10 protein-coding genes are annotated in these 22,490 nt (G+C 37.7%); all 10 read right to left on the reverse strand.

Annotated elements, in window-relative coordinates; genetic code table 11:
* Positions 1-231: 231 nt before the first annotated feature.
* The 10 genes from CKV71_RS08245 to smc all read right to left on the reverse strand — a co-directional run bounded on the left by CKV71_RS08245 (position 232) and on the right by smc (position 22,486).
* Positions 232-12,723: a lectin-like domain-containing protein gene (locus CKV71_RS08245; protein ID WP_095105674.1), complete on the reverse strand. Its 12,492-nt coding sequence runs from the start codon at positions 12,721-12,723 to the stop codon at positions 232-234.
* 435 nt (positions 12,724-13,158) lie between these two features.
* A complete protein-coding gene (locus CKV71_RS08250; protein WP_095105676.1) occupies positions 13,159-13,467 on the reverse strand; it encodes a YxeA family protein in 309 nt (102 codons plus the stop codon).
* Positions 13,468-13,682: 215 nt separating this feature from the next.
* Positions 13,683-14,033 (reverse strand): 50S ribosomal protein L19, encoded by a 351-nt coding sequence (gene rplS, locus CKV71_RS08255; RefSeq protein ID WP_095105678.1) that lies wholly within the window; start codon positions 14,031-14,033, stop codon positions 13,683-13,685.
* Positions 14,034-14,137: 104 nt separating this feature from the next.
* Complete coding sequence (gene trmD, locus CKV71_RS08260) at positions 14,138-14,875, reverse strand: tRNA (guanosine(37)-N1)-methyltransferase TrmD (protein WP_095105680.1); 738 nt, start codon at positions 14,873-14,875, stop codon at positions 14,138-14,140.
* Position 14,876: 1 nt separating this feature from the next.
* Positions 14,877-15,377 carry a ribosome maturation factor RimM gene (gene rimM / locus CKV71_RS08265; RefSeq protein WP_095105684.1) on the reverse strand — a complete coding sequence of 167 codons (501 nt, stop codon included), beginning with the start codon at positions 15,375-15,377 and terminating at the stop codon, positions 14,877-14,879.
* A gap of 108 nt (positions 15,378-15,485) precedes the next feature.
* Positions 15,486-15,764 (reverse strand): 30S ribosomal protein S16, encoded by a 279-nt coding sequence (rpsP, locus tag CKV71_RS08270; protein ID WP_095105688.1) that lies wholly within the window; start codon positions 15,762-15,764, stop codon positions 15,486-15,488.
* 192 nt (positions 15,765-15,956) lie between these two features.
* The gene (gene ffh, locus CKV71_RS08275) at positions 15,957-17,324 is read right to left on the reverse strand and encodes a signal recognition particle protein (protein WP_095105693.1); all 1,368 of its coding nucleotides are present in this window, start codon (positions 17,322-17,324) and stop codon (positions 15,957-15,959) included.
* 17 nt (positions 17,325-17,341) lie between these two features.
* Positions 17,342-17,674, reverse strand: coding sequence for a putative DNA-binding protein (locus CKV71_RS08280; RefSeq protein WP_015900110.1), 333 nt, complete (start codon positions 17,672-17,674; stop codon positions 17,342-17,344).
* Positions 17,661-18,920 carry a signal recognition particle-docking protein FtsY gene (gene ftsY / locus CKV71_RS08285; protein ID WP_095105697.1) on the reverse strand — a complete coding sequence of 420 codons (1,260 nt, stop codon included), beginning with the start codon at positions 18,918-18,920 and terminating at the stop codon, positions 17,661-17,663. Before ftsY ends, CKV71_RS08280 begins: the two co-directional genes overlap by 14 nt.
* The gene (gene smc / locus CKV71_RS08290; RefSeq protein WP_095105698.1) at positions 18,917-22,486 is read right to left on the reverse strand and encodes a chromosome segregation protein SMC; all 3,570 of its coding nucleotides are present in this window, start codon (positions 22,484-22,486) and stop codon (positions 18,917-18,919) included. Before smc ends, ftsY begins: the two co-directional genes overlap by 4 nt.
* Between the last annotated feature and the right edge of the window lie 4 nt (positions 22,487-22,490).

Here is a 22,490-nt window from a genome sequence, read left to right on the forward strand (position 1 = left end):
ATAATTAAACCGGGGAAATCACAACTCAAAAATATTAATTTTTTATAATTTCGTGTAAGCTCAAGAGGGTATAAATAGCGCTAATTAAATGACTGAAAACAAAAATCTCGTTTTGATTACTTTTAGTTTCAGCTTCATAATAAGCAAACACCCCTAGCTGGATATAATTTTCAGCTAGGGGTGAATACTATCTTAAATCTTTGAATAATTAACGTTTAAAAAGAATTTTATTTACTTTTCTGTGTTATCTTTATCTTCTTTTTTACGTCTGCCGAATAACGTCATTAACCCGCCAATTGCAAACATTAATGTAGCATATTTAGGGTCTACTGGTGATTCTAGGCCGGTTTTAGGTAATTCTTTTGATTTTGCTTTAGTTTCGGCTTTTGAACCTTCTGATTTTTTATTAATTTTATCAGAAGTTTTTTCAATAGCTTTAACAATTGGTCGTTTCACATTTTCAATATCTTTTTCTGAAACAGGTGCTTTATCAACTTCTAAATCTTTCAATCCATCTTGGATAGCTTTTTCTGCATCTTTAATATCATTGATAGATACCTCATTTGAATGTTTAACAACTTCTTGACCTTTATTAATTGCGTCATCCAAGTTTTTCACTGATTCTGGTGTACAGTGAGTTTTATCTTTTGCTTTCGCTTTGTCTAAAGCTTTTTGTAATTCTGCTAATGCGTCTGCTTTATCTTGATCCGCTTTCGCTTGGATTGCTTTGTTCAATGCATCTTTCGCTGCATCTACTTCTGATTGTGTCGCATTCGCATCAGCTTCTGTTTCTTTCGCGTTGGATAATGCTTCCAATACTGCTGCGTCTTCCGCATCTCCTGGATCGTATGAATTAATGTTTTCAGCTTTCTCGATTGCTTTCTCAAGTTCTGCTTTGTCCGCCTTAGCTTGTAAGCCTGCTAATGCTTCTTTCACAGCTTGTGTTGCTTGGTTGATCTCTTCAACTGTTTTGCCAGTCGATACATTGACAATTGCTTGACCCGCATTTGCTGCTTCAGTCAACGGTTTCACACTGTTTGGTGTGTAGTTATCTTTATTGACAGCTTTCGCTTTTTCAAGTTCTGCTTTTAAAGCATCTAACGCAGTGTTAATAGCATCTGCTTGGGCTTGATCTGCTTTATCTTGATCCGCTTTCGCTTGGATTGCTTTATTCAATGCATCTTTTGCTGCATCTACTTCTGATTGTGTCGCATTCGCATCAGCTTCTACTTCCTTAGCATTCGATAATGCTTCCAATACTGCTGCATCTTCTGCATCTCCCGGATCGAATGAATTGATGTTTTCGGCTTTCTCGATTGATTTACCAAGTTCTGCTTTGTCCGCTTTCGCTTGTAAACCTGCTAACGCATCTTTCACAGCTTGTGTTGTTTGGTTGATCTCTTCAACTGTTTTGCCAGTCGGTGCATCGACAATTGCTTGACCTGCATTGGCTGCTTCAGTCAATGGTTTCACACTGTTTGGTGTGTAGTTGTCTTTATTGACAGCTTTCGCTTTTTCAAGCTCTGCTTTCAATGCTTCTAACGCAGTGTTAATAGCATTTGCTTGGGCTTGATCTGCTTTATCTTGGTCCGCTTTCGCTTGGATTGCTTTATTCAATGCATCTTTCGCTGCATCTACTTCTGTTTGCGTTGCATTCGCATCAGCTTCTACTTCCTTAGCATTCGATAATGCTTCCAATACTGCTGCATCTTCTGCATCTCCCGGATCGAATGAATTGATGTTTTCGGCTTTCTCGATTGATTTACCAAGTTCTGCTTTGTCCGCTTTCGCTTGTAAACCTGCTAACGCATCTTTCACAGCTTGTGTTGCTCGGTTGATTTCTTCAACTGTTTTGCCAGTCGGTGCATCGACAATTGCTTTACCTGCAGTTTCTTTTTCAGTTAAAGGAGCTACAGTGTTCGGAGCAAACTCATCTTTGTCGAGTTTTTCAACTTTCGCAAGTTCAGCTTTCAACGCGTCTAATGCATCTTGTTTTGCCTTAGCTGCATCTACTTTTTCTTTGGCGTCTTGATCTTGCTTAGCTTTGATTGCTTTATCCAATTCGGCTTTAGCTTTATCTACTGCTGTTTGGTCTGCATTTTGGTCAGCTTGAACTTCTTTGGCTTTATCCAATGCATCTTTCACAACTTTGTCTTCAGCATCCTCAGAGTCTAAATTACCTAATCCTTCTGCTGTTTGAATTGAATTATTCAATCCGTCTTTATCTGCTTTCGCTTGTAATGCATCTTTAGCATCATTAATAGCTTTCGCAGCTTCTTTCAACTCTTCTGGAGTCTTATTAGCAGCGTCTGCTTTTACAGTTTCGCCAGCTTTAACAGCCTCTTCTAAAGGTTTTACACTATCTGGTGTGAAATTATCTTTAACTACTGCATTGGCTGCGTCGAGTGCTTTATTTAATTCATCTAAAGCGTCTGCATGTTCTTTTGCTGCTAAAGCATCATTCAATGCTTGTGTAGCTGCTTGAACTTGTTCTTGAGTCGCATTATCATTCGACTTAACTGTTTGCGCTTCTGCTAATTTATCTTGTACAGCTTTGTCTTCTTTATCCGCTGCATCTAAATCTTTCAAGGCAACCGCTTTATCAATTGCTGCTTGTAATGCTGCTTTATCTGATTTAGCTTGTAAAGCTTTTTCAGCATCTTTCAATGCTTGAGTTGTCGCTTTGATTTCTTCTGTCGACTTAGTATCCGGTGCAGCAACAATCGCTTTACCTTCATCTTCTTTATTAGTTAAAGGAGTTACGCTTGCAGGTGTAAAGTTGTCTTTGTTGATTTTAGCTACTTTTTCAAGTTCTGCTTTCAACTCATCCAATGCATCTTGTTTTGCCTTAGCTGCATCGGCTTTGTCCTTCGCATCTTGATCTTGTTTCGCTTTGATTGCATTATCCAGTTCAGTCTTAGCTGTATCTACTGCTGCTTGGTCTGCATTTTGGTCAGCTTGAACTGCTTTAGCTTTATCTAATGCGTCTTTTACAGCTTTGTCTTCTGCATCTGTTGGTTCTAAGTTACCTAAACCTTCCGCTGTTTGAATAGAATTATTCAATCCGTCTTTATCTGCTTTAGCTTGTAACGCTGCTTTAGCATCATTAATAGCTTTCGCAGCTTCTTTCAACTCTTCCGGTGTCTTATTAGCAGCATCTGCTTTTGTAGTTTCACCAGCTTTTACAGCGTCTTCTAATGGTTTCACACTGTTTGGTGTGAAGCTATCTTTAGCTACTGCATTGGCTGCGTCGATTGCTTTCTGTAATTCATCTAAAGCATCTGCATGTTCTTTCGCTGCAAGTGCATTATTTAAGTTTTCTGTAGCTTTTTGAACTTCTTCCGGAGTCGCATTTAAATCTCCTTCAACTTCTTGACCAGCCAGTAAAGCATCGTGGACTGCTTTGTCTTCAGCATCTTTATCATCTAAATTCTCAAAAGCAACTGCTTTATCTAATGCTTGTTCAAGAGCTGTTTTATCAGCTTTTTCTTTCAATGCGTCAATCAATTGATTAATCTCTTTTGCCTTAGCAAGTGTTGTTGGAACATCTGCTGAAGATGGATCATCTAAAATACTTTGACTTTCAGTAGTCGCCGTTTTTAATGGCGCATAACTGTTTGGAGTATAATTTTCTTCTTTAAGTGCGTTCGCTTTATTGACTGCATTTTTCAATGCTTCAATCGCGTCAGCTGCAATTTTATTTGCGATTTCATCTTCAAGATTCCATGTCGCTTCTTTAATTTCTTGAGGCGTAGCATTTGGATTATTTTGAACGGCAACTGCTGCATCTAATGCATGTTTCAATAATTGATCAGTTGCTGTGTCATTCAATGGTTCAAATGCTTTAGCTGCTTCAATTTGTTTTGCTAATTCTGCTTTATCAGGAACTAGTTGATTGATTGCATCATTGATAAGTTTTGCTGCGTCTTTCAATTGCTCAGGTGTAGCTTGGTTATCTACTGCAAGTTTTTGTCCTGCTTCTTTTGCTTTTTCTAATGGTTCTACAGATTGTGCAGTGTAATCCGCTTTTTCAACTTTTTGAGCTGCATCGATTGCTTTATTTAATTCCTCTAAAGCATCTTGACGTTCTTTCGCTGCAACTGCATCGTTGATATCTTTAGTCGCTTTCGCTACTTGTTCAGGAGTTGCATTTGCATTATCTTTCACTGCTTGACCTGTTGCAATAGCATCTTGTACAGCTTTATCTTCTGCATCTGCAGCATCTAGTTGACCTAGAGCATTCGCTTTCTCGATTGCTTTTTCTAAGTCACCTTTATCTGCACGTTTTACTAGTGCATCTTCTGCGTCTTTCAATGCTTGTGTCGCTTCTTTGATTTCATCGATAGATTTGTTATCTGCATTCGCTACTACTGCATCACCAGCTGTTTCTTTTTCATTCAACGGTGCAACAGTATCAGGAGTAAATGTATCTTTATCTAATGCTTTAACTTTTGCAAGTTCAGCTTTTAACGCATCCAAGGCATCTTGTTTGGCTTTCGCTGCATCAGCTTTCTCTTTAGCGTCTTGATCTTGCTTAGCTTTGATAACATTATCTAAGTCTTCTTTAGCCTTATCTACAGCTGTTTGATTTGCATTTTGATCAGCTTGTACTTCTTTCGCTTTATCCAATGCATCTTTCACAGCTTTATCTTCTGCATCTGCAGGATCTAAGTTGCCTAAGCCTTCTGCTGTTTGGATTGAGTTATTCAAACCTTCTTTATCTGCCTTCGCATGTAACGCTTTGATAGCTTCTTGAATTTCTAAAGCTGCGTCTTTCAATTCTTCAGGACGTTTAGTTGTATCATTTTTAAGCGTTTCTCCATCTTTTACAGCGTCTTCTAAAGGACTTACAGTTTCAGGTGTGAATTTATCTTTAGCTACTGCATTTGCTGCGTCGAGTGCTCTATTCAATTCATCTAAAGCGTCTTGATATTCTTTCACTGCAACTGCATCGTTGATATCTTTTGTTGCTTTAGCTACTTGTTCAGAAGTTGCATCTGCGTTATCTTTCACTGTTTGACCTGCTGTAATAGCATCTTGAACTGCTTTGTCCTCAGTATCAGTTGTATCTAACTCTCCTAAAGCCTCTGCTTTATCAATAGCTTTTTCTAAGTCACCTTTATCTGCACGTTTTACAAGTCCATCTTCTGCGTCTTTCAATGCTTGTGTCGCTTCTTTGATTTCATCGATAGATTTGTTGTCTGCATCCGCTACTACTGCTTTACCTGCAGTTTCTTTTTCATTTAAAGGTGTAACAGAATTTGGAGTGAACTCATCTTTGTTCAGTTTTTCGACTTTTTCAAGTTCTGCTTTTAAAGCGTCTAATGCGTCTTGTTTAGCCTTAGTCGCATCTGCTTTCTCTTTAGCATCGGCTGCTTTCTTAGCATCGATTGCTTGGTTTAATGCATCTTTCGCTGCATCAACTGTCGGTTGATCTGCATTTTGATCAGCTTGCACTTCTTTCGCTTTATCCAATGCATCTTTCACAGCTTTATCTTCTGCATCTGCAGGATCTAAGTTGCCTAAACCTTCGGCTGTTGTAACTGCTTTGTCAAGTTCCGCTTTGTCAGCTTTTGCTTGCAATGCATCTTTGGCATCATTAATTGCTTTCGCTGCTGCTTTCAACTCTTCCGGAGTCTTAGCTGCATCCGCTTTAGCAGTTGCGCCAGCTTGGACTGCTGCGTCTAATGGTGCCACTGAGTTTGGTGTATATGCATCTTTGTTTACAGCATTCGCTGCATCAAGTGCTTTCTGTAATTCATCCAATGCGTCTTGACGTTCTTTTGCTGCTAATGCATCATTCAATGCGTTTGTTGCTGCTTGAACTTGTTCAGGTGTTGCATTGTCGTTTGCTTTGACAGTTTGCGCTTCTGCTAACTTATCTTGTACTGCTTTGTCTTCAGTATCCGCAGGATTCAAGTCTTTCAAAGCTTCCGCTTTGTCAATTGCTTTTTGTAATTCTTCTTTATTTGCTTTATTAACTAATCCAGTCTCTGCTGCTTTTAGCGCATCTGTTGCTGCTTTAATCTCATCAGCAGTTTTATCATCGGAATTTGCAACAATATCTTTACCTGCTGTTTCTTTTTCATTTAAAGGATTAACCGTATTAGGTGTGAAATCATCCTTGTTAAGTTTTTCGACTTTCGCAAGTTCTGCTTTCAATGCGTCTAATGCGTCTTGTTTAGCCTTAGCTGCATCAGCCGCTTCTGCCGCTTCTTTTGCATCAGCTGCTTTTTTAGCATTAACCGCATTATCTAAGGCTGCTTTTGCTGCGTCTACAGTCGCTTGATCTGTATTTTGATCAGCTTGAACTTCTTTAGCTTTCTCTAATGCTGCTTTCACTGCATCGTCCTCAGCATCCCCAGCTTTCAAAGGTTGTAAAGCTTCTGCCGCAGTAATAGAGTTGTTCAAACCTTCTTTATCGGCTTTCGCTTGTAAAGCGGCTTGTGCGTCTTTAATTGCTTTCGCTGCTGCTTTCAACTCTTCTGGAGTTTTAGCTGCATCTGCTTTAGCTGTTTCTCCTGCTTTAATAGCAGCGTCAAATGGTGTTACCGTATTAGGTTTGTAATCTTCTTGTTTCACTTTAGCAGCGTCATCAAGTGCTTTTTGAAGTTCATCCAATGCATCTTGACGTTCTTTTTCCTCTAATGCATCATTCAACGCTTTAGTTGCGTTTTGAACTTGTTCAGGTGTTGCATTACCGTCACCGTCCACAACTTGACCTGCTGTTAATGCATCTTTTACTGCTTTATCTTCTTTATCATTTTCATCTAAATCACCTAGAGCGATTGCTTTATCGATTGCCGCTTCTAAAGCTGCTTTATCTGATTTAGGTTGTAAAGCTTTTTCAGCATCTTTCAACGCTTGAGTAGCTGCTTTGATTTCCTCAGTTGTTTTCGCATCTGGAGCGTCTACGATTGCTTGGCCTGCTGTCTGCTTTTCAGTCAATGGTGTAACTGAGTCAGGAGTATATTTATTTTTATCAATCTTAGCTACTTTCTCAAGTTCTGCTTGTAATTCTTTCAAAGCATCTTCTTTTGCTTTCGCCGCATCAGCCTTCTCTTTAGCATCTTGATCTTGTTTCGCTTTAATTGCGTTATCCAATTCAGCCTTAGCTGCATCTACTGTCGGTTGGTCGGCATTTTGGTTAGCTTGAACTGTTTTCGCCTTTTCTAATGCTGCTTTTACTGCATCATCTTCAGCGTCGCCAGCTACTAATGGTTGTAAACCTTCTGCTGTTTGGATTGAATTATTCAAACCATCTTTGTTTGCTTTCGCTTGTAAAGCATCTTGTGCATCTTTAATTGCTTTAGCAGCTTCTTTCAATTCTGCTGGAGTTTTAGCTGTATCTGCTTTAGCAGTTTCACCAGCTTTAACAGCTGCATCTAATGGTGTCACTGAATTTGGTGTGTAATCATCTTTATTTATGGCTTTTGCTGCATCGATTGCTTTCTGTAATTCATCTAAAGCATCTTGACGCTCTTTCGCTGCAACTGCATCATTCAATTCTTGTGTTGCTGCTTGCACTTGTTCAGGTGTCGCATTGTCATTTCCTTTGACATTTTTAGCTTCTGCTAACTTATCCTGTACCGCTTTGTCTTCTTTATCCGCTGCATCTAAATCTTTTAATGCATCTGCTTTATCAATCGCTTTTTGTAATTCGTCTTTATTTGCTTTATTGACTAATCCAGCTTCTGCTGCTTTTAAGGCGTCTGTTGCTTTCTTGATTTCATCTGTTGATTTTGTATCTGCTGCTGCAACAATCGCTTTGCCTTCAGTTTCTTTTTCAGTTAAAGGAGTCACACTATCAGGTGTATAAGTATCTTTATTTAATCCTTCTACTTTTTTAAGTTCTGCTTTTAGAGCGTCTAAAGCATCTGCATGTTCTTTGGCTGCAACTGCATCATTTAAAGCTTTAGTTGCATCTTGAACTGCTTGTTGAGAAGCGTTGTCGTTGTTCTTAACTGCTTTAGCCTCAGCTAACTTATCTTGTACAGCTTTATCTTCAACGTCTGCAGGATTCAAGTCTTTGATAGCTTCTGCTTTATCAATTGCGGCTTGTAATGCTGCTTTATCAGATTTTGCTTGTAAAGCTTTTTCGGCATCTTGTAATGCTTTAGTCGCTGCTTTAATTTCATCAACTGTTTTATCTTGAGGCGCGTCTACAATAGCTTGCCCAGCAGTTTCTTTTTCAGTTAAAGGTGTCACAGTATCAGGCGTAAAGTTGTTTTTATCAATTTTAGCAACTTTAGCAAGTTCTGCTTTCAATTCATCAAGTGCTGCTTGTTTAGCTGCTGCGTCTTTTGCATCTTGTGCTTTTTTAGCGTTCACTGCATTATCTAATTCAGTCTTAGCTGCATCTACAGCTGGTTGATCAACATTTTGGTTACCTTGGACTGCTTTCGCTTTATCTAATGCGTTTTTAACTGCATCATCTAGAGGATTTCCTGGTTGAAGCGGTTGTAAAGCTTCGGCTGCAGTAATGGAATTATTGAGTTCATCTTTATTCGCTTTTTGTTTTAAAGCATCTTTCGCATCTTTAATCGCTTGAGTTGCTGCTTTCAATTGATCAGGTGTTGCATTTTTATCAGCTGCTTTCGTTTTACCAGCAGTGAGTGATGCTTCAAAAGGTGTAACGCTGTCTGGCGTATAAGCTGTTTTATCTAGACCTTCTCCATCTTTAATAGCTGCATTTAATTCATCTAAAGCATCTTGATATAATTTTTGATCAATCGCTTTATTTAAGTCATTAGTTGCGTTTGCAACTTCCTGCGGTGTAACATTACCATTGTCTTTTACTTGATTTGCTGCAGTTAATTTATCTTGAACAGCTTTATCTTCTTTGTCAGCTGCTTCTAACGTACCTAAAGTACCCGCTCTATCTATAGCTTTCTGCAATTCGGTTTTATCAGCTTTTTTCACTAAGCTGTCAACACTATCGTTGATTTTTTTAGTAGCTGCATCGATTGCTGCCACGTCATATTTATCTTTCTCTGCAGGATCATCTGACATTGAAGCCATAACTAATGGATTCACTTCTTGAATCACATCTTTGACCTTTTGAACACTGTCAGGTGTAAATCCTTCTGAACTTGCAACTTGAGCCCCTTTAGCTACTGCTGCTTGTAAACGCTCATAAGCATCTGCTCTTTCTTTCTCAAGAATTGCTTTATTTAACTGATCTTTATTAGTATCTGTTGCTTGTTGCGTTGCATTATCATCTGCGTCAACTGCTTTGGCAGCTGTTAAAGTATCTTGAAGCTGTTTGTCCATAGGTTTTTGCGGATTAAGTTGAGTAAACCCTTCTGCTTTTGTGATAGCTTTCTCTAATTCTGTTTTATTCGCTTTTTTCACTAAGGCGTTTTGAGCATTTGTTAAGGCTTCTGTCGCTGCTTTAATTTCATCAGTAGTTTTAGATTTTTCTGCTGCAACTACTGCTTTGCCCGCTGTTTCTTTTTCATTTAACGGTGTTACAGTATTTGGTGTATAAGTTGCTTTATCTAAGCCAGCTACTTCTGCTAATTTAGCTTTCAATGCATCTAAAGCATCTGCATGTTCTTTAGCTTCAATCGCGTCATTAAGTGCTTTGGTTGCATCTGCAACTTGTTGTTGTGATGCATCATTATTATTCTTAACTGTTTCACCGCTTGTTAAAGCATCTTTAACGCCTTTATCTTCTTTATCTGCCTCATTAAGCGTACCTAATGCTTTCGCTTTGTTGATTGCTGCTTCTAAAGCTTGTTTATCCGCTGCACGTTGCAATTGAGCTTTCGCATCAGTGATGGCTTTCGCAGCTTTATCTAATTGGTCTGGTGTAGCTGTTTTATCAGTTGCTTTTGCTTCTCCATCTGTAAGTGCCTTACTAAATGGTGCAACTGTGCTCGGTTTATATTCAGATTGATTTACTGTCTTAGCATCATTAATAGCTGCATTTAAACGATCTAACGCATCGTGATAAAGTTTATCATTGATAGCAGTATTTAAATCATTAGTAGCTGTATCCACTTGATCTTTAGTCGCATTTTTATTTGTTTTAACTTCATTTGCAACTGCCAATTTATCTTTGACTGCTTTATCTTCTTTATCTGCATCATTGAGTTGGCCAAGTGTAGCCGCTTTTTCAATTGCTTTGATTAATTCAGTTTTATCTGCTTCAGTCGACAATTGTGCTTTAGCCTGATTAATTTCATCAGTTTTTTGTTTAAATAAATCATTTGAACCATTTTCGGGGTGCGAAATGAGTTGATCGCCTTCATTAACTTTATTATTTAATGCTTGTACACTATCAGAAGTATAAGGCGTCTTATCTAAACCTTTAGCTTCTTGAACTGCTTGTTTCAACGCTTCTAACGCTTTATTAGCTTCAACTGTAAAATTGAATTTTGTTGTACTTGAGTTATTAGAAGCATCAGTTGCTTTGATTGTTACCTCTGATTGACCTACTGCTGTAGGTGTACCAGTTATTTGTTTAGTTTTATCATCGTAAGATAAACCTGCTGGTAAGCCTGTCACTTCGAGAGTTGGTACTGCACCGGAATTATCTGTCGCATTTAAAGTGATAGGTGTAATCGGCGTATACGCTTCTGATGTTTTATTCTCTACTGCTGTAATTTCTGGTGCCACTGCATCAGCAACTGTATAAGTAAACGTTTTAGTTGTACTTAAATTTGCATTATCTGTGGCAGTCACAGTAACTGTAGATGAACCTATTTTCGTAGGTGTACCAGTAATTTCATTCGTTGTTTCATTAAAAGTTAAGCCTTCTGGTAAGCCGGTTACCGTTTTAGATTTGAAATGGCCGCTATTATCAGTAATATTAAGTTTAATCGGGTTAATTGGTTCACTCACATTACTGCTAACATTAGCAATATCACCAATTTTAGGTGCTTCAATATCTTTCACAGTATATACGATAAATTGACTTGCATTAGTAAGCTTTACAGAATTGTTAGCTGCAGTGTAATCAGGTGCTAATCTCGTATCCTTACTTACTAACTTATAGCCTTTTTCAGTTAAATAATCAGGACGCTCTATAAGTGTAATGACTTCATCGATATCTCCAGATGTACGTAAAGGAGTACCAATCAATTCTTGAGTATCTTGATCCACATAATCTTCTTCTAATAAAGCTGAAGCAGTATATGTGAATTTATCAATTCTAACTTGTTGTAAGTTATGTGCCCCTCCAGTAGATGCACTAATTGATAGAGCAAATACATCCTTATGGGAATAGTTAATATAACTTTGCATATTTTGTTTCCAAGTTTGCCCAGCATATGTGACAGTCATATCTTTAGTATCACCATCATAATCAATAGTGAAAGGTCTGAATTTATTGTCTTCAGGTTGCGCATTAAGTAATGCTGCTTTCCCAGTTCCTGTTCCTGTCGACGTAATAGCTTTGCTGCTAGCATCTGTCCATACAAATGCACCGAATGCGCCCTTAGTATCAAATATTTTAGGATCTGGTCCAGCCTTTTCAGCAGCCTTTGGAGAATTATTTACATACGTATCTAATTTAAATCCGAAAGCATATTTTAGTCCGCCGATTCCTAGTGCAGATCCATAAAGACCTAATTCGTGTGTATTTCCAGGATTAAAAACAAAGGCGATACCATCTCCACCTGATAATCCATTTTTAGGATGACCTTCACCTTTATCACCTAAATTTACTGCTCCGCTAAAATGAAAATCCTTATTTACATTCAATTTAGTATCTAGAGAAACTGAACCTTTTTTAGATGACTCATCTGGTGTTAACGTAGCAATACCAGTTTTTTCGTCATACGAAGCATTATCTACTGTCCAGAAATAATCATTAAAATTATCTTTTGTAACCACTACTTGGTCTTTAGCGCTCGTATCTACTTGAAATGCGCGCACAGCATACTTAGGTCCATTTTCTTCTGAATTATTCAAAGTAGCTTGAGGGCTGTATAAATCTCTTTGTGCTGATCCTTGCTTAACTAATAATTTTAAAATTTCAGCTTTAATTTGTTCGCTGCTTAAGTTTTCCGCATCAATTTTTCCTAATGCTTCATTGATTGCAGCTTCTTCATGCTCAGAACCTAATTCTGTTTTTACTTTTTCTACCTTTTGTTCAGTAGTTATAGTTTCAGTTTTATTACTTATTACAGGTTCAATAACTTTATTCTCTTGAGACACAAATTGAGCTGTTTCTGATTTCTGTACAGGTTGTGATGATTCAGTTGCTTTTTTCTCAGTTACAGTTGTATCTTCTTTAGGCTTAGATTCAGTTTCTGGTTGAACCTTTTCTTTAGAAACTGATTGTTCTTGTTGAACTTTAGTGTTATTTGAAGATTGTACTTCGTCTTTTTTATCTGAAGATAGTTCTTTAGAAGCAGCTTCCTCTGTTTCTTTAGCAGAACTATTTGCTTCTTCATCACTTTTTGGTTGATTTACTACTTGTGAAGCTTCTTGTGATTTATCTTTCTCCAACGGACTTTCGACTTTGTCTTCACTTATGTCTTGTGGAGTAGTTTCGGGTGTCACTTTTTCAATCTCTTGCGATGATTGTTGGGTTTCAGTGTTATCTGCAGATACTTCAGCCACACTATCGTTACTTGTATCCTCCGCGGCTTGCGCATCTCCATCATGACCTAAAAATAAAAGAGATCCTATTAAAATAGAAGCAGTACCGACAGTAAACTTCCTAATAGAATACTTATTCTTTAAGTTAGGTAAAAAATCCAACTTTTTCATTTGGTGTCCTCCAATATAGATATTTTAAAGCTATTAATATTATATTATGGCGTTGCACAACTGTATATAATGCTATACTTATTAACATTTAATATTTAGTTATAAATTGCAAGAATTTGTTACATGGATATATGTGTTATTTGCATATAAAATATAATATTCTCGGCTTCCAAATGTTATTGTGTAATGTTTCACAAGAGTTCTTATAAATTGCAAAGTCTTTTTCGCACGTATTGTTACATTTTTGTATTGTAAATATAATAATATTACGGAAGTTTGAATATTCAATGTCTTTTAGTTATACAACTATCAACTTTTTATAACAATACTGCGTATTCAAACACAAAAAGGAGCAAGACATCATTTGTCCTACTCCTTCTAGCATATTTAATTTATTAATTAATTAGACCGAACGACCCACTAAAATTTTCATTTTTATTCAAATGGCAACTTGTTGATATAATGAATTTCTTTTACATATTTTCCTTTGTGTCTAATAATGACATATTCCTTATCAGGATCAAATCCATTGAAATCTAACTTATACGGCAAACGTTCTCCGTCTTTTTTATAAGCCTCTACATTTTCATAATTCTGTGTGCCTTTTTCGACTTGCGCATAAGCATCTTCCATATCCAAGAACGGATTTACTCTGTCTGTCAGCTCATTACGCACAATAGCTATTGCAACAACTACTGCTAGTATCAGCGAGCCGATAACGAAATATACTATTTTCTTATTCATGATGTCCACAACTCCTTGATGTTCTTAAAATTCATACCTGTATAAAAAACTTTCCACCTTTTTAGAACGTCAACAACTTTATTTGTTTATAATATAATACTTTAAACCAGCTATTTGTTCAATCTTTTTTACAAAATCACTTTTACGAGATAACAAAAAAAGGCTGCTCCTTTGTAGGAACAACCTTTACATCTCGTATGTCTATCTGTCTAAAATTAGCGAATTTCTTTAATTCTAGCAGCTTTACCACGTAAATTACGTAAGTAGTAAAGTTTAGCACGTCTAACTTTACCGCGACGTTTCACTTCGATTTTTTCAATTTTTGGAGTGTGTAATGGGAATGTACGTTCCACACCAACACCTGAAGAAATCTTACGTACAGTGAAAGTTTCTGAAATTCCGCCACCGTGACGTTTAATTACAACACCTTCGAATACTTGGATACGTTCACGTGAACCTTCGACGATACGTACGTGTACACGTACTGTGTCACCAGAACGGAAAGTCGGTAAGTCTGTGCGTAATTGTGATTTAGTTACTGCTTCAATTAATTTGTGATTACTCATTATTTATTCTCTCCTCTAACCTATGTTCTTGCCTTGACAACTAAATAGCAGCGGATCATAGTGATTTTTCGTGCTTAGCACACTTCAACTATATTAGCACACTGCTATTTCGTTTTCAATTGCTTTTTGTAGTTTTCTAGTACTTTTTCATCTTCTGAAGTAAGTGGGTACTTTGCTAATAAATCTGGTCTTTTGACAAATGTGCGGATTAATTTCTGCTCATGGCGCCATGCATCAATCTTCGCATGATTACCTGAGAGCAGGATATCCGGAACTTTCATTCCTTCAAATTCACGTGGTCTGGTATATTGCGGAAATTCTAATAATCCATCTGAAAAGGAATCATCTTGATGCGACTGTTCATTGCCGAGTACCCCTGGAATCAAGCGTACAATTGCGTCCGTCATCGTCATAGCTGGCAATTCACCGCCAGTCAAGACATAATCTCCTATAGAAATTTCGTCTGTCACTAAATGCTCGCGGATACGTTCATCATAACCTTCATAATGACCGCAAATAAAGACGATATGTTCTGCGGAACTTAAATCTTGTGCAATCTCTTGCGAAAAAGGTTTTCCTTGAGGACACATTAAAATAACGCGCGTCGTTTCATTTGTCTCAAGATCTTTCATTGCATTAAAGACAGGTTCTGGTTTCAATACCATTCCTTGACCGCCGCCGAATGGATAATCATCTACTTGATTATGTTTATTAATTGAATAGTCACGGAAGTTTACCGTATTGACTTGAATGATATCTTTATCTTGAGCCCGCTTCAAAATAGAATGATTCAACACCCCATCAAACATTTCCGGAAACAGTGTTAAATAATCAATTTTCATTTTAATCTAACATTCCTTCCAATGGCGTAATCTGAATACGTCGTCCTTCAACGTCTACTTCTTTCACCACGTCAGCAATATAAGGAATCAAATATTCCTTATCGCCTTGAACGACCCATACATCATTGGCGCCGGTTTCAAATATTTCTTTTACGCGGCCGATAGGTGTGTCACCTTCGAAGACAGTACAGCCGATAATATCTGAATAATAAAATTCGTGTTCGTCTAACTCGATGTCCGCATGGTCACGTTCTTGAGTTAACACATCACCTTTAAGATGTTCAATATCATTGATATTATTAATGCCTTCAAAAGTCAGCATATGAAATCCTTTATGCATACGATGAGATGCTACAACAAGCTCAATTTCTTTACCATCATGCTTAACATTTAAGATTTCGCCTGGCTGAAAGCGTACATCCGTGAAATCTGATTGCGATTTAATTCTGACTTCGCCTTTAATTCCATGCGTATTCACAATTTTACCGACTTCAACTTTCATATTACTTGCCTCCATTACGGTCTCTGTTTGTGTAAAAAATCTTTAATACCTAACAATAAACCCTGAAACAAGTATATTGTCTCAGGGTTATGAGTCTAAAGCAACTTATTACTTAGAATGACGTTGTTCTTCGAAAGTTTTCAAAATACCTTCTCTTGATAAGATATTGTGAACTGTATCAGTTGGTTTCGCACCGTCTTTCAACCATTTAAGTGCTAATTCTTCGTCGATTGTTACTTTGTTTTCACCAGAGTTGTCTACTGGATTGTAAGTACCGATTTGTTCGATAATACGACCATCACGTGGAGCACGTGCGTCTGCTACTACGATACGGTAGAATGGATTTCTTTTTGAACCTAAACGTGTTAAACGAATTTTAACTGCCATGTTTTAATTCTCTCCTTTAAATCTTTGTTTTCTTTTCTACAAGGAATAATAATAACAGTTAGCTTGAGGTTTGTAAAGAGTTTTTTCTTTACCATTTAAAATTCACTCAATTCTGTAATATAACGTCTAAAATCTCCACGTTATTCAACTCAAAACAAGGGATGGAACGATAATTTGTTCCACCCCTTATAATTAAAACGGTAAGTTCATACCTTTTAACATATTTTCCATCTGACTGCGTTTGCCTTTTTTGCCTTTGCCGCCGCCAGAGAATTGTTTCATCATTTTCTTCATATCATTAAATTGTTTCATTAAACGGTTCACTTCTTGCAATGAGCGTCCTGAACCTTTCGCAATTCGTTTCTTGCGTGACACATTTAAGATTTCTGGACGTTCACGTTCTGCCAATGTCATGGATTGGATAATCGCTTTGATATGATCGATTTGTTTGTCGCTCATATTCAGCTTATCCATTCCTTTCATTTTGTTCATGCCAGGAATCATTTTCATGATTTCATCCAATGGACCTAAGTTCTTCACTTGATCCAATTGTTCTAAGAAATCATCTAAGGTAAGTGAAGACGTACGCATTTTTTTCTCTAAATCTTTAGCTTTAGATTCATCGACATCTTGTTGAGCTTTTTCAATTAAGCTGAGCACGTCGCCCATACCTAAGATACGAGAAGCCATACGTTCGGGATGGAATACTTCGAGCCCATCCATTTTTTCGCTCATACCTACAAATTTAATAGGTTTTTCAGTTACAGAGCGGATAGATAGTGCAGCACCACCACGTGTATCGCCATCAAGTTTAGTTAATGTCACACCTGTTACATCTAATTGATCATCAAATGACTGCGCTACATTCACTGCATCTTGACCTGTCATCGCATCGACTACCAACATAATTTCGTCAGGTTTGGAAATCTCTTTAACATCAGTCAACTCATTCATCAATGTTTCATCAATGTGCAGACGTCCGGCTGTATCAATGATGACAAAGTCTAAATGTTCTTCTTTCGCATATTTCAAAGCGTTTTCGACGATTTGTTGCGGTTTAACTTGGTCGCCTTCGCTATATACAGGTAGGTTCAGTTGTTTACCTACTGTTTCCAATTGGTCGATTGCGGCTGGACGATAGATATCGGCAGCAACAAGCAATGGTTTTTTATTATATTTCTTACGCATTAAGAGTGCAAGTTTGCCAGCAGTTGTTGTTTTACCTGCACCTTGCAAACCAACCATCATAACTACAGTCGGCGGTTTGTTTGCCATATTAATAGTGGAATTCTCGCCACCCATTAATTCTGTTAATTCATCTTGGACAATTTTGATAACCTGTTGGCCAGGTGTCAAAGATTGCATTACATCTGAACCTAAAGCACGTTCAGAAACCGTTTTGATAAAAGATTTAACGACCTTAAAGTTAACGTCCGCTTCTAACAATGCAAGACGCACTTCACGCATCATTGCTTTAATATCCGCTTCAGTCACTTTTCCTTTACCTCGGATTTTTTGCATGGTCGCTTGTAAACGATCGGACAATCCTTCAAATGCCATACCAAGTGACCTCCTTATTATTCTAATTCTTCTAGTTCTTCAATATATCGTTTCAAGGCATCCGGATCTTCAATAGATGCTTTCATTTGATTATAAATTTCACGGCGCTGCTCAAATTTAGAATACAGCTCTAATTTAGTTTCATAATCTTCTACTAAATCACCAGTTCTTCTTATGTTATCATATACTGCTTGCCGACTCACATCAAATGTATCAGCAATCTCACTCAAGGAGTAGTCTTGAAGGTAAAAGAGTTCTAAATAATTGCGTTGTTTTTTCGTAAGTAATGCTTGATAAAAATCAAACAAATAATTCATACGCAAAGTTTTAACTAAATCATTTTTGCTCATGAGAGGATGCCTCGCCGTCTTCTCCATGTTCAACCGGTTCGCCATGTTCTTCTTTATATTCATCGACTGTTTCTTCAATCATGTCAGCAAATAAGCCGTATACATAGCTTTCAGGGTTGAATGGTTGCAAGTCGTCGAGTTTTTCACCAAGACCGACGTATTTTACAGGAATATGCAATTCATTTCTAATTGCTAGGACGATACCACCTTTGGCAGTGCCGTCTAATTTCGTTAATACAATACCTGTAACATTCGTCACTTCTTTAAAGCTGCGCGCTTGTGATAAAGCATTTTGTCCTGTAGTCGCATCTAAGCATAACAATACTTCATGTGGTGCATCTGGTACTGCTCGGCCGATAACACGTTTCATTTTTTCTAACTCATTCATCAAGTTGGCTTTATTTTGCAAACGTCCTGCAGTATCACAAATTAAGATATCCACATCTTTATTTTTAGCCGCATTGATGGCATCATACATAACAGCTGCTGGATCTGAACCTTCGCTTTGACTGATAACATCAACGCCGACACGTTCGCCCCATACCTTCAACTGATTAATTGCACCTGCACGGAACGTATCTCCAGCTGCAAGCATTACTTTTTTGCCCTCAGCTTTATAACGATGTGCTAATTTACCGATTGTTGTAGTTTTGCCGACACCGTTGACACCTACCATTAAGATGACGTTCAAACGGCCGTCTTCTAAATTCATAACTTCTGAGTGGTCATCTTCTTGTTCGTAGATTTCAACGATTTTTTCAACAATAACTTCTTTCAAGTCGGATGTTTCTTTAATATTACGACGTTGTGCTTCTGTACGTAATTCATCTACTAATTCCATAACGGTATTAAAACCGACATCTGCTGTAATCAGCATTTCCTCTAAGGCTTCGAAGAAATCTTCATCTACTGTACGATAACGTGCAATCAAGTTATTCAATTGCTCTTGGAAATTCTCACGTGATTTTTCTAAACCTTGCTTGAATTTCGCACCTAGTTTTTGTGATTCAATTTCTTCAAATTCTTCAATGGAAATTAAACCGTCATCGAAATCAAAGTCATCTTTCGGCTCTTCCTTTTTCTCTTCTTTAGGTTGAGCTTCTGGTAAGGTAGATTTCGGTTCAGATTCTGATTCTTCTTTCGAGGACTCAGATTCTTGACCTTCTTGGTCTATATCTTTCAGTTCTTTCTCTTCATCGGATGACTTTCCAGAGAATTTATCTTTTAATCGTTTAAAAAAGCTCATTCTTGCTCCTCCTTCAACACTTCATCTATCGTATTTAAGTTCACACTGACCAGTTTAGAGACACCTGATTCTTGCATCGTAATACCATACAAACGGTCTGCCGCTTCCATCGTTCCTTTTCTATGCGTAATCACAATAAATTGTGTCTTCTCTGATAGTTGCTTCAAATAATTCGCATAACGAATCACATTGGCTTCATCTAATGCCGCTTCTACTTCATCTAGTATAACAAATGGAGCTGAACGGACTTTCAATAAAGCAAAGAGTAGCGCAATTGCACTTAAAGCGCGTTCACCGCCACTTAGCAATGACAAGTGCTGCAATTTCTTACCAGGCGGCTGTACAATTATATCTACCCCGGCAGTTAAGTAATCATCATCCGTTAAACGCAATTCTGCTTGACCACCGCCGAATAGTGATTTGAACACTTCTGAAAAATAACCTTGTACGGCATGGAAAGTCGTTTTAAAGCGATCAATCACGGCTTCGTCCATTTCCTTAATGATTTGTTCTAAAGTGGCTTTCGCTTCACGCAAATCAGTACGCTGTTCGTCTAAGAAAGTATAGCGTTCATTGACTTCCTCAAATTGTTGAATGGCATTTAAATTCACAGGTCCTAGTTCTTCAATCGACATTTTAGTCAGTTTAACCTTTTTACGCAATGCCTCAATCGGCTCATCTTGTTCGTATAATTCACGCGCCGCTTCGTAAGTCAGATGATAATCTTCAGTTAAGTGATCCATAGCATGGTCAATCAATACATCTAATTTAGATTGTTCTGCTTTGATATCTTGATAACTATTTTCTATTGACAGAATATCGCGATGTGCTTCTTGAAGTAAGGCATCATATTCTTCAATTTCTTCGTTAGTAGCTTGACGTTGTTGTTTCAATTCAGCTAAACGACTGCTTAAGGCTGCTTTTTCTTCCTTTTTCACTTCAATATCTGCTTGAATCGTTTCAAAAGCTTTCTGGCCTGTCACTTCATCAGAATTAAATAATTGAATATCTTCTGCTAATTTTTCTTGTTGTAAACGATTTTGTTCGCGTTGCTTATCTAAGCGTGCTAACTGCTCACGTCCTGTCTTAATACGTTCTTTCAAGACTGCTAAGTCAGATTGTTTCTGGTGCAATTGCTGTTGTAGTTGTGTTGAACTTTCTTTACCTTCTTTCGAAAGCTTAGTCAAGGTTTCAATTTGTTTTTCTAATTCTGCGAGTTTATCTGCCAAAGCTTGTTTTTGTAACTCTTTGTCTTTTAGCGTTTGACGGCTGGTTTCGCTTTGATAACCGTCATTCTTCTCGAATTCAAATTCTTCATGTTCACTTTTAATATGTGATTCACTCGTCTTTAAGCGATCCAATTCTAAAGATAAATCATGCATACTTTGTTTTTCAAGATTATACCGCTGGCTGATTTCTAAATAATCTTCGCTATATTGATTAGCCGTTGCTTTAATTTGCTGCACTTCTTGTTCGAATTGTGCCGTTTGCTGCTCATATTGCTTCAACTGCTCGCGATGTTGTGCAAGTTCATCTTTCTGCGCTAAGATGCTTTTGGTCTGACGTTGGCCTCCGCCTGTCATAGAGCCGCCTGGGTTCACAATGTCGCCTTCTAGTGTCACGATGCGTGTGCGATAACGAATTGCACGGGCTAATTCATTAGCGTGCTTCAAGTTATCCACAATAATTGTAGTGCCTAATAAATTGGCAATCACATTTTTATATTGTGATTGGGTACGAATCAATTCCGCACCGATTCCAATATAACCTTCTGCTTGTGCTGCAGTCATCTTGATTTCTTGATTCAGATATCTGGCTTGAATGACATTCAACGGTAAGAATGTTGCTCTGCCTAAATGATTTTGTTTTAAAAATTGAATCGCTTGGCGACCATTCTTTTCATTATCCACAATAATATGCTGCATGGAGGCACCTAATGCTGTTTCAATGGCAGTCGTTAAATTTGAAGGCACTTCAATGACCTCAGCTACTGCTCCATGAATGCCCGACAATTCTTTGTCCTTAGCTTTCAAGACATGTTTGACTCCGTTGAAGAAATAAGTATAATCTTCTTCACGACTCGATAGACTTTCAATCTTAGCCTTTAACTTGTCATTATAGCGATAAGCTTGATAAAGTCTTTCTTCTTCTGCGGTTTGTTGATTTTTAGCAGCTGTAAGTTTTTCTTCACACGTTTGCAGCTCTGCTTCTAACTTCTTAAAAGTTTGTTGACGTGCTTGATATTGCTGTTCAATATCCGTAATTTCAGATTGAAGCGATTTTAATTGGTTGAACGCCTCTAGTAAACGGCTGTCTAATCTTGATTGTTTCGCTTCGTTTTCTTCAATGGTACGTTCTAAGAAGCGAATATCGTTGTTCACTTCGGATTGTTCAGACATGATGTCATAGTATTGATTCTTAATCTCTTCCAATTCTTCATCATGATCTGTATCACTGATATACAACTTGTCTTCTAAAGCTTTAATTTCGCCAGCAAGTTCTTTTTGTCTGCGTACAAGCTCATCTTGAGCTGCTTCAGCCTCTTGTCTTTCAGTCTCTAATTGTGTCTTTTGCTGCTCTAAAGCTGCTTGTTCTTCTTCATATCGTGCATTCGTTTGCGATTGATTCTTTTTACGTTCTTCTAAGACATTTAATTGACCCGCTAATTTTTCAGCTGCTTCAGTTGTCTGTACCAACTCATAGTTCAAACGTTCAATATCATCATTCTGTTGATTCAACTCTGCTTTATATTTGGTCAATGTTTTAGAATAAGAAGTTTTGTCCGCTTCTTTTTGTGCTTGCTGGCTCTTAAGTATATTCAACTGTTCATCTGCTTTTTGAATGGCCTCTTGATAATCATTGATATCATGTACAGTGACAAGCACATCGCTTTTTTTCATTTCACTTGAGAGATGCTGGTATTCCTTAGCAATTGCCGCTTCTTCTCTCAACGGTTCTACACGGCCTTCTAAATCGTACAGAATATCTTCCACACGTGTTAAATTCTCTTCCGTTTGATCTAATTTTTGCACAGAAGCTGCTTTACGTTTCTTATATTTCAAGACCCCTGCTGATTCTTCAATGATTTGTCGACGATCAGCGGGTTTCGCATTTAAGATTTCATCTACACGTCCTTGAGAAATAATACTGAACGCTTCTTTGCCTAATCCTGAATCCAAGAAGAGCTCAATGATATCTTTTAAACGTGCGCGGTCATTATTTAAATAGTACGCACTTTCACCGCTGCGATATAGGCGGCGTGTTACGATAATTTCATCTTCATCAACATTTAATTGATGTGCATGATTATCCAATTTCAAACGTACTTCAGCATAATTTTGCGCTTTACGATGTTCTGCGCCGGAAAAAATAATATCTTCCATCTTCGAACCACGTAAGGATTTGGCTGATTGTTCACCGAGCACCCATTTGATTGCATCAGTGATATTACTCTTGCCGCTGCCGTTCGGGCCTACGATTGCCGTCACGCCTTGGTCGAAATTAACCTCAGTCTGTTCCGCAAACGATTTGAAACCGAAGGCATTGATTGATTTTAAATAAACCATGCTT

The sequence above is a fragment of the Staphylococcus piscifermentans genome (assembly GCF_900186985.1).
GTDB lineage: Bacteria > Bacillota > Bacilli > Staphylococcales > Staphylococcaceae > Staphylococcus > Staphylococcus piscifermentans.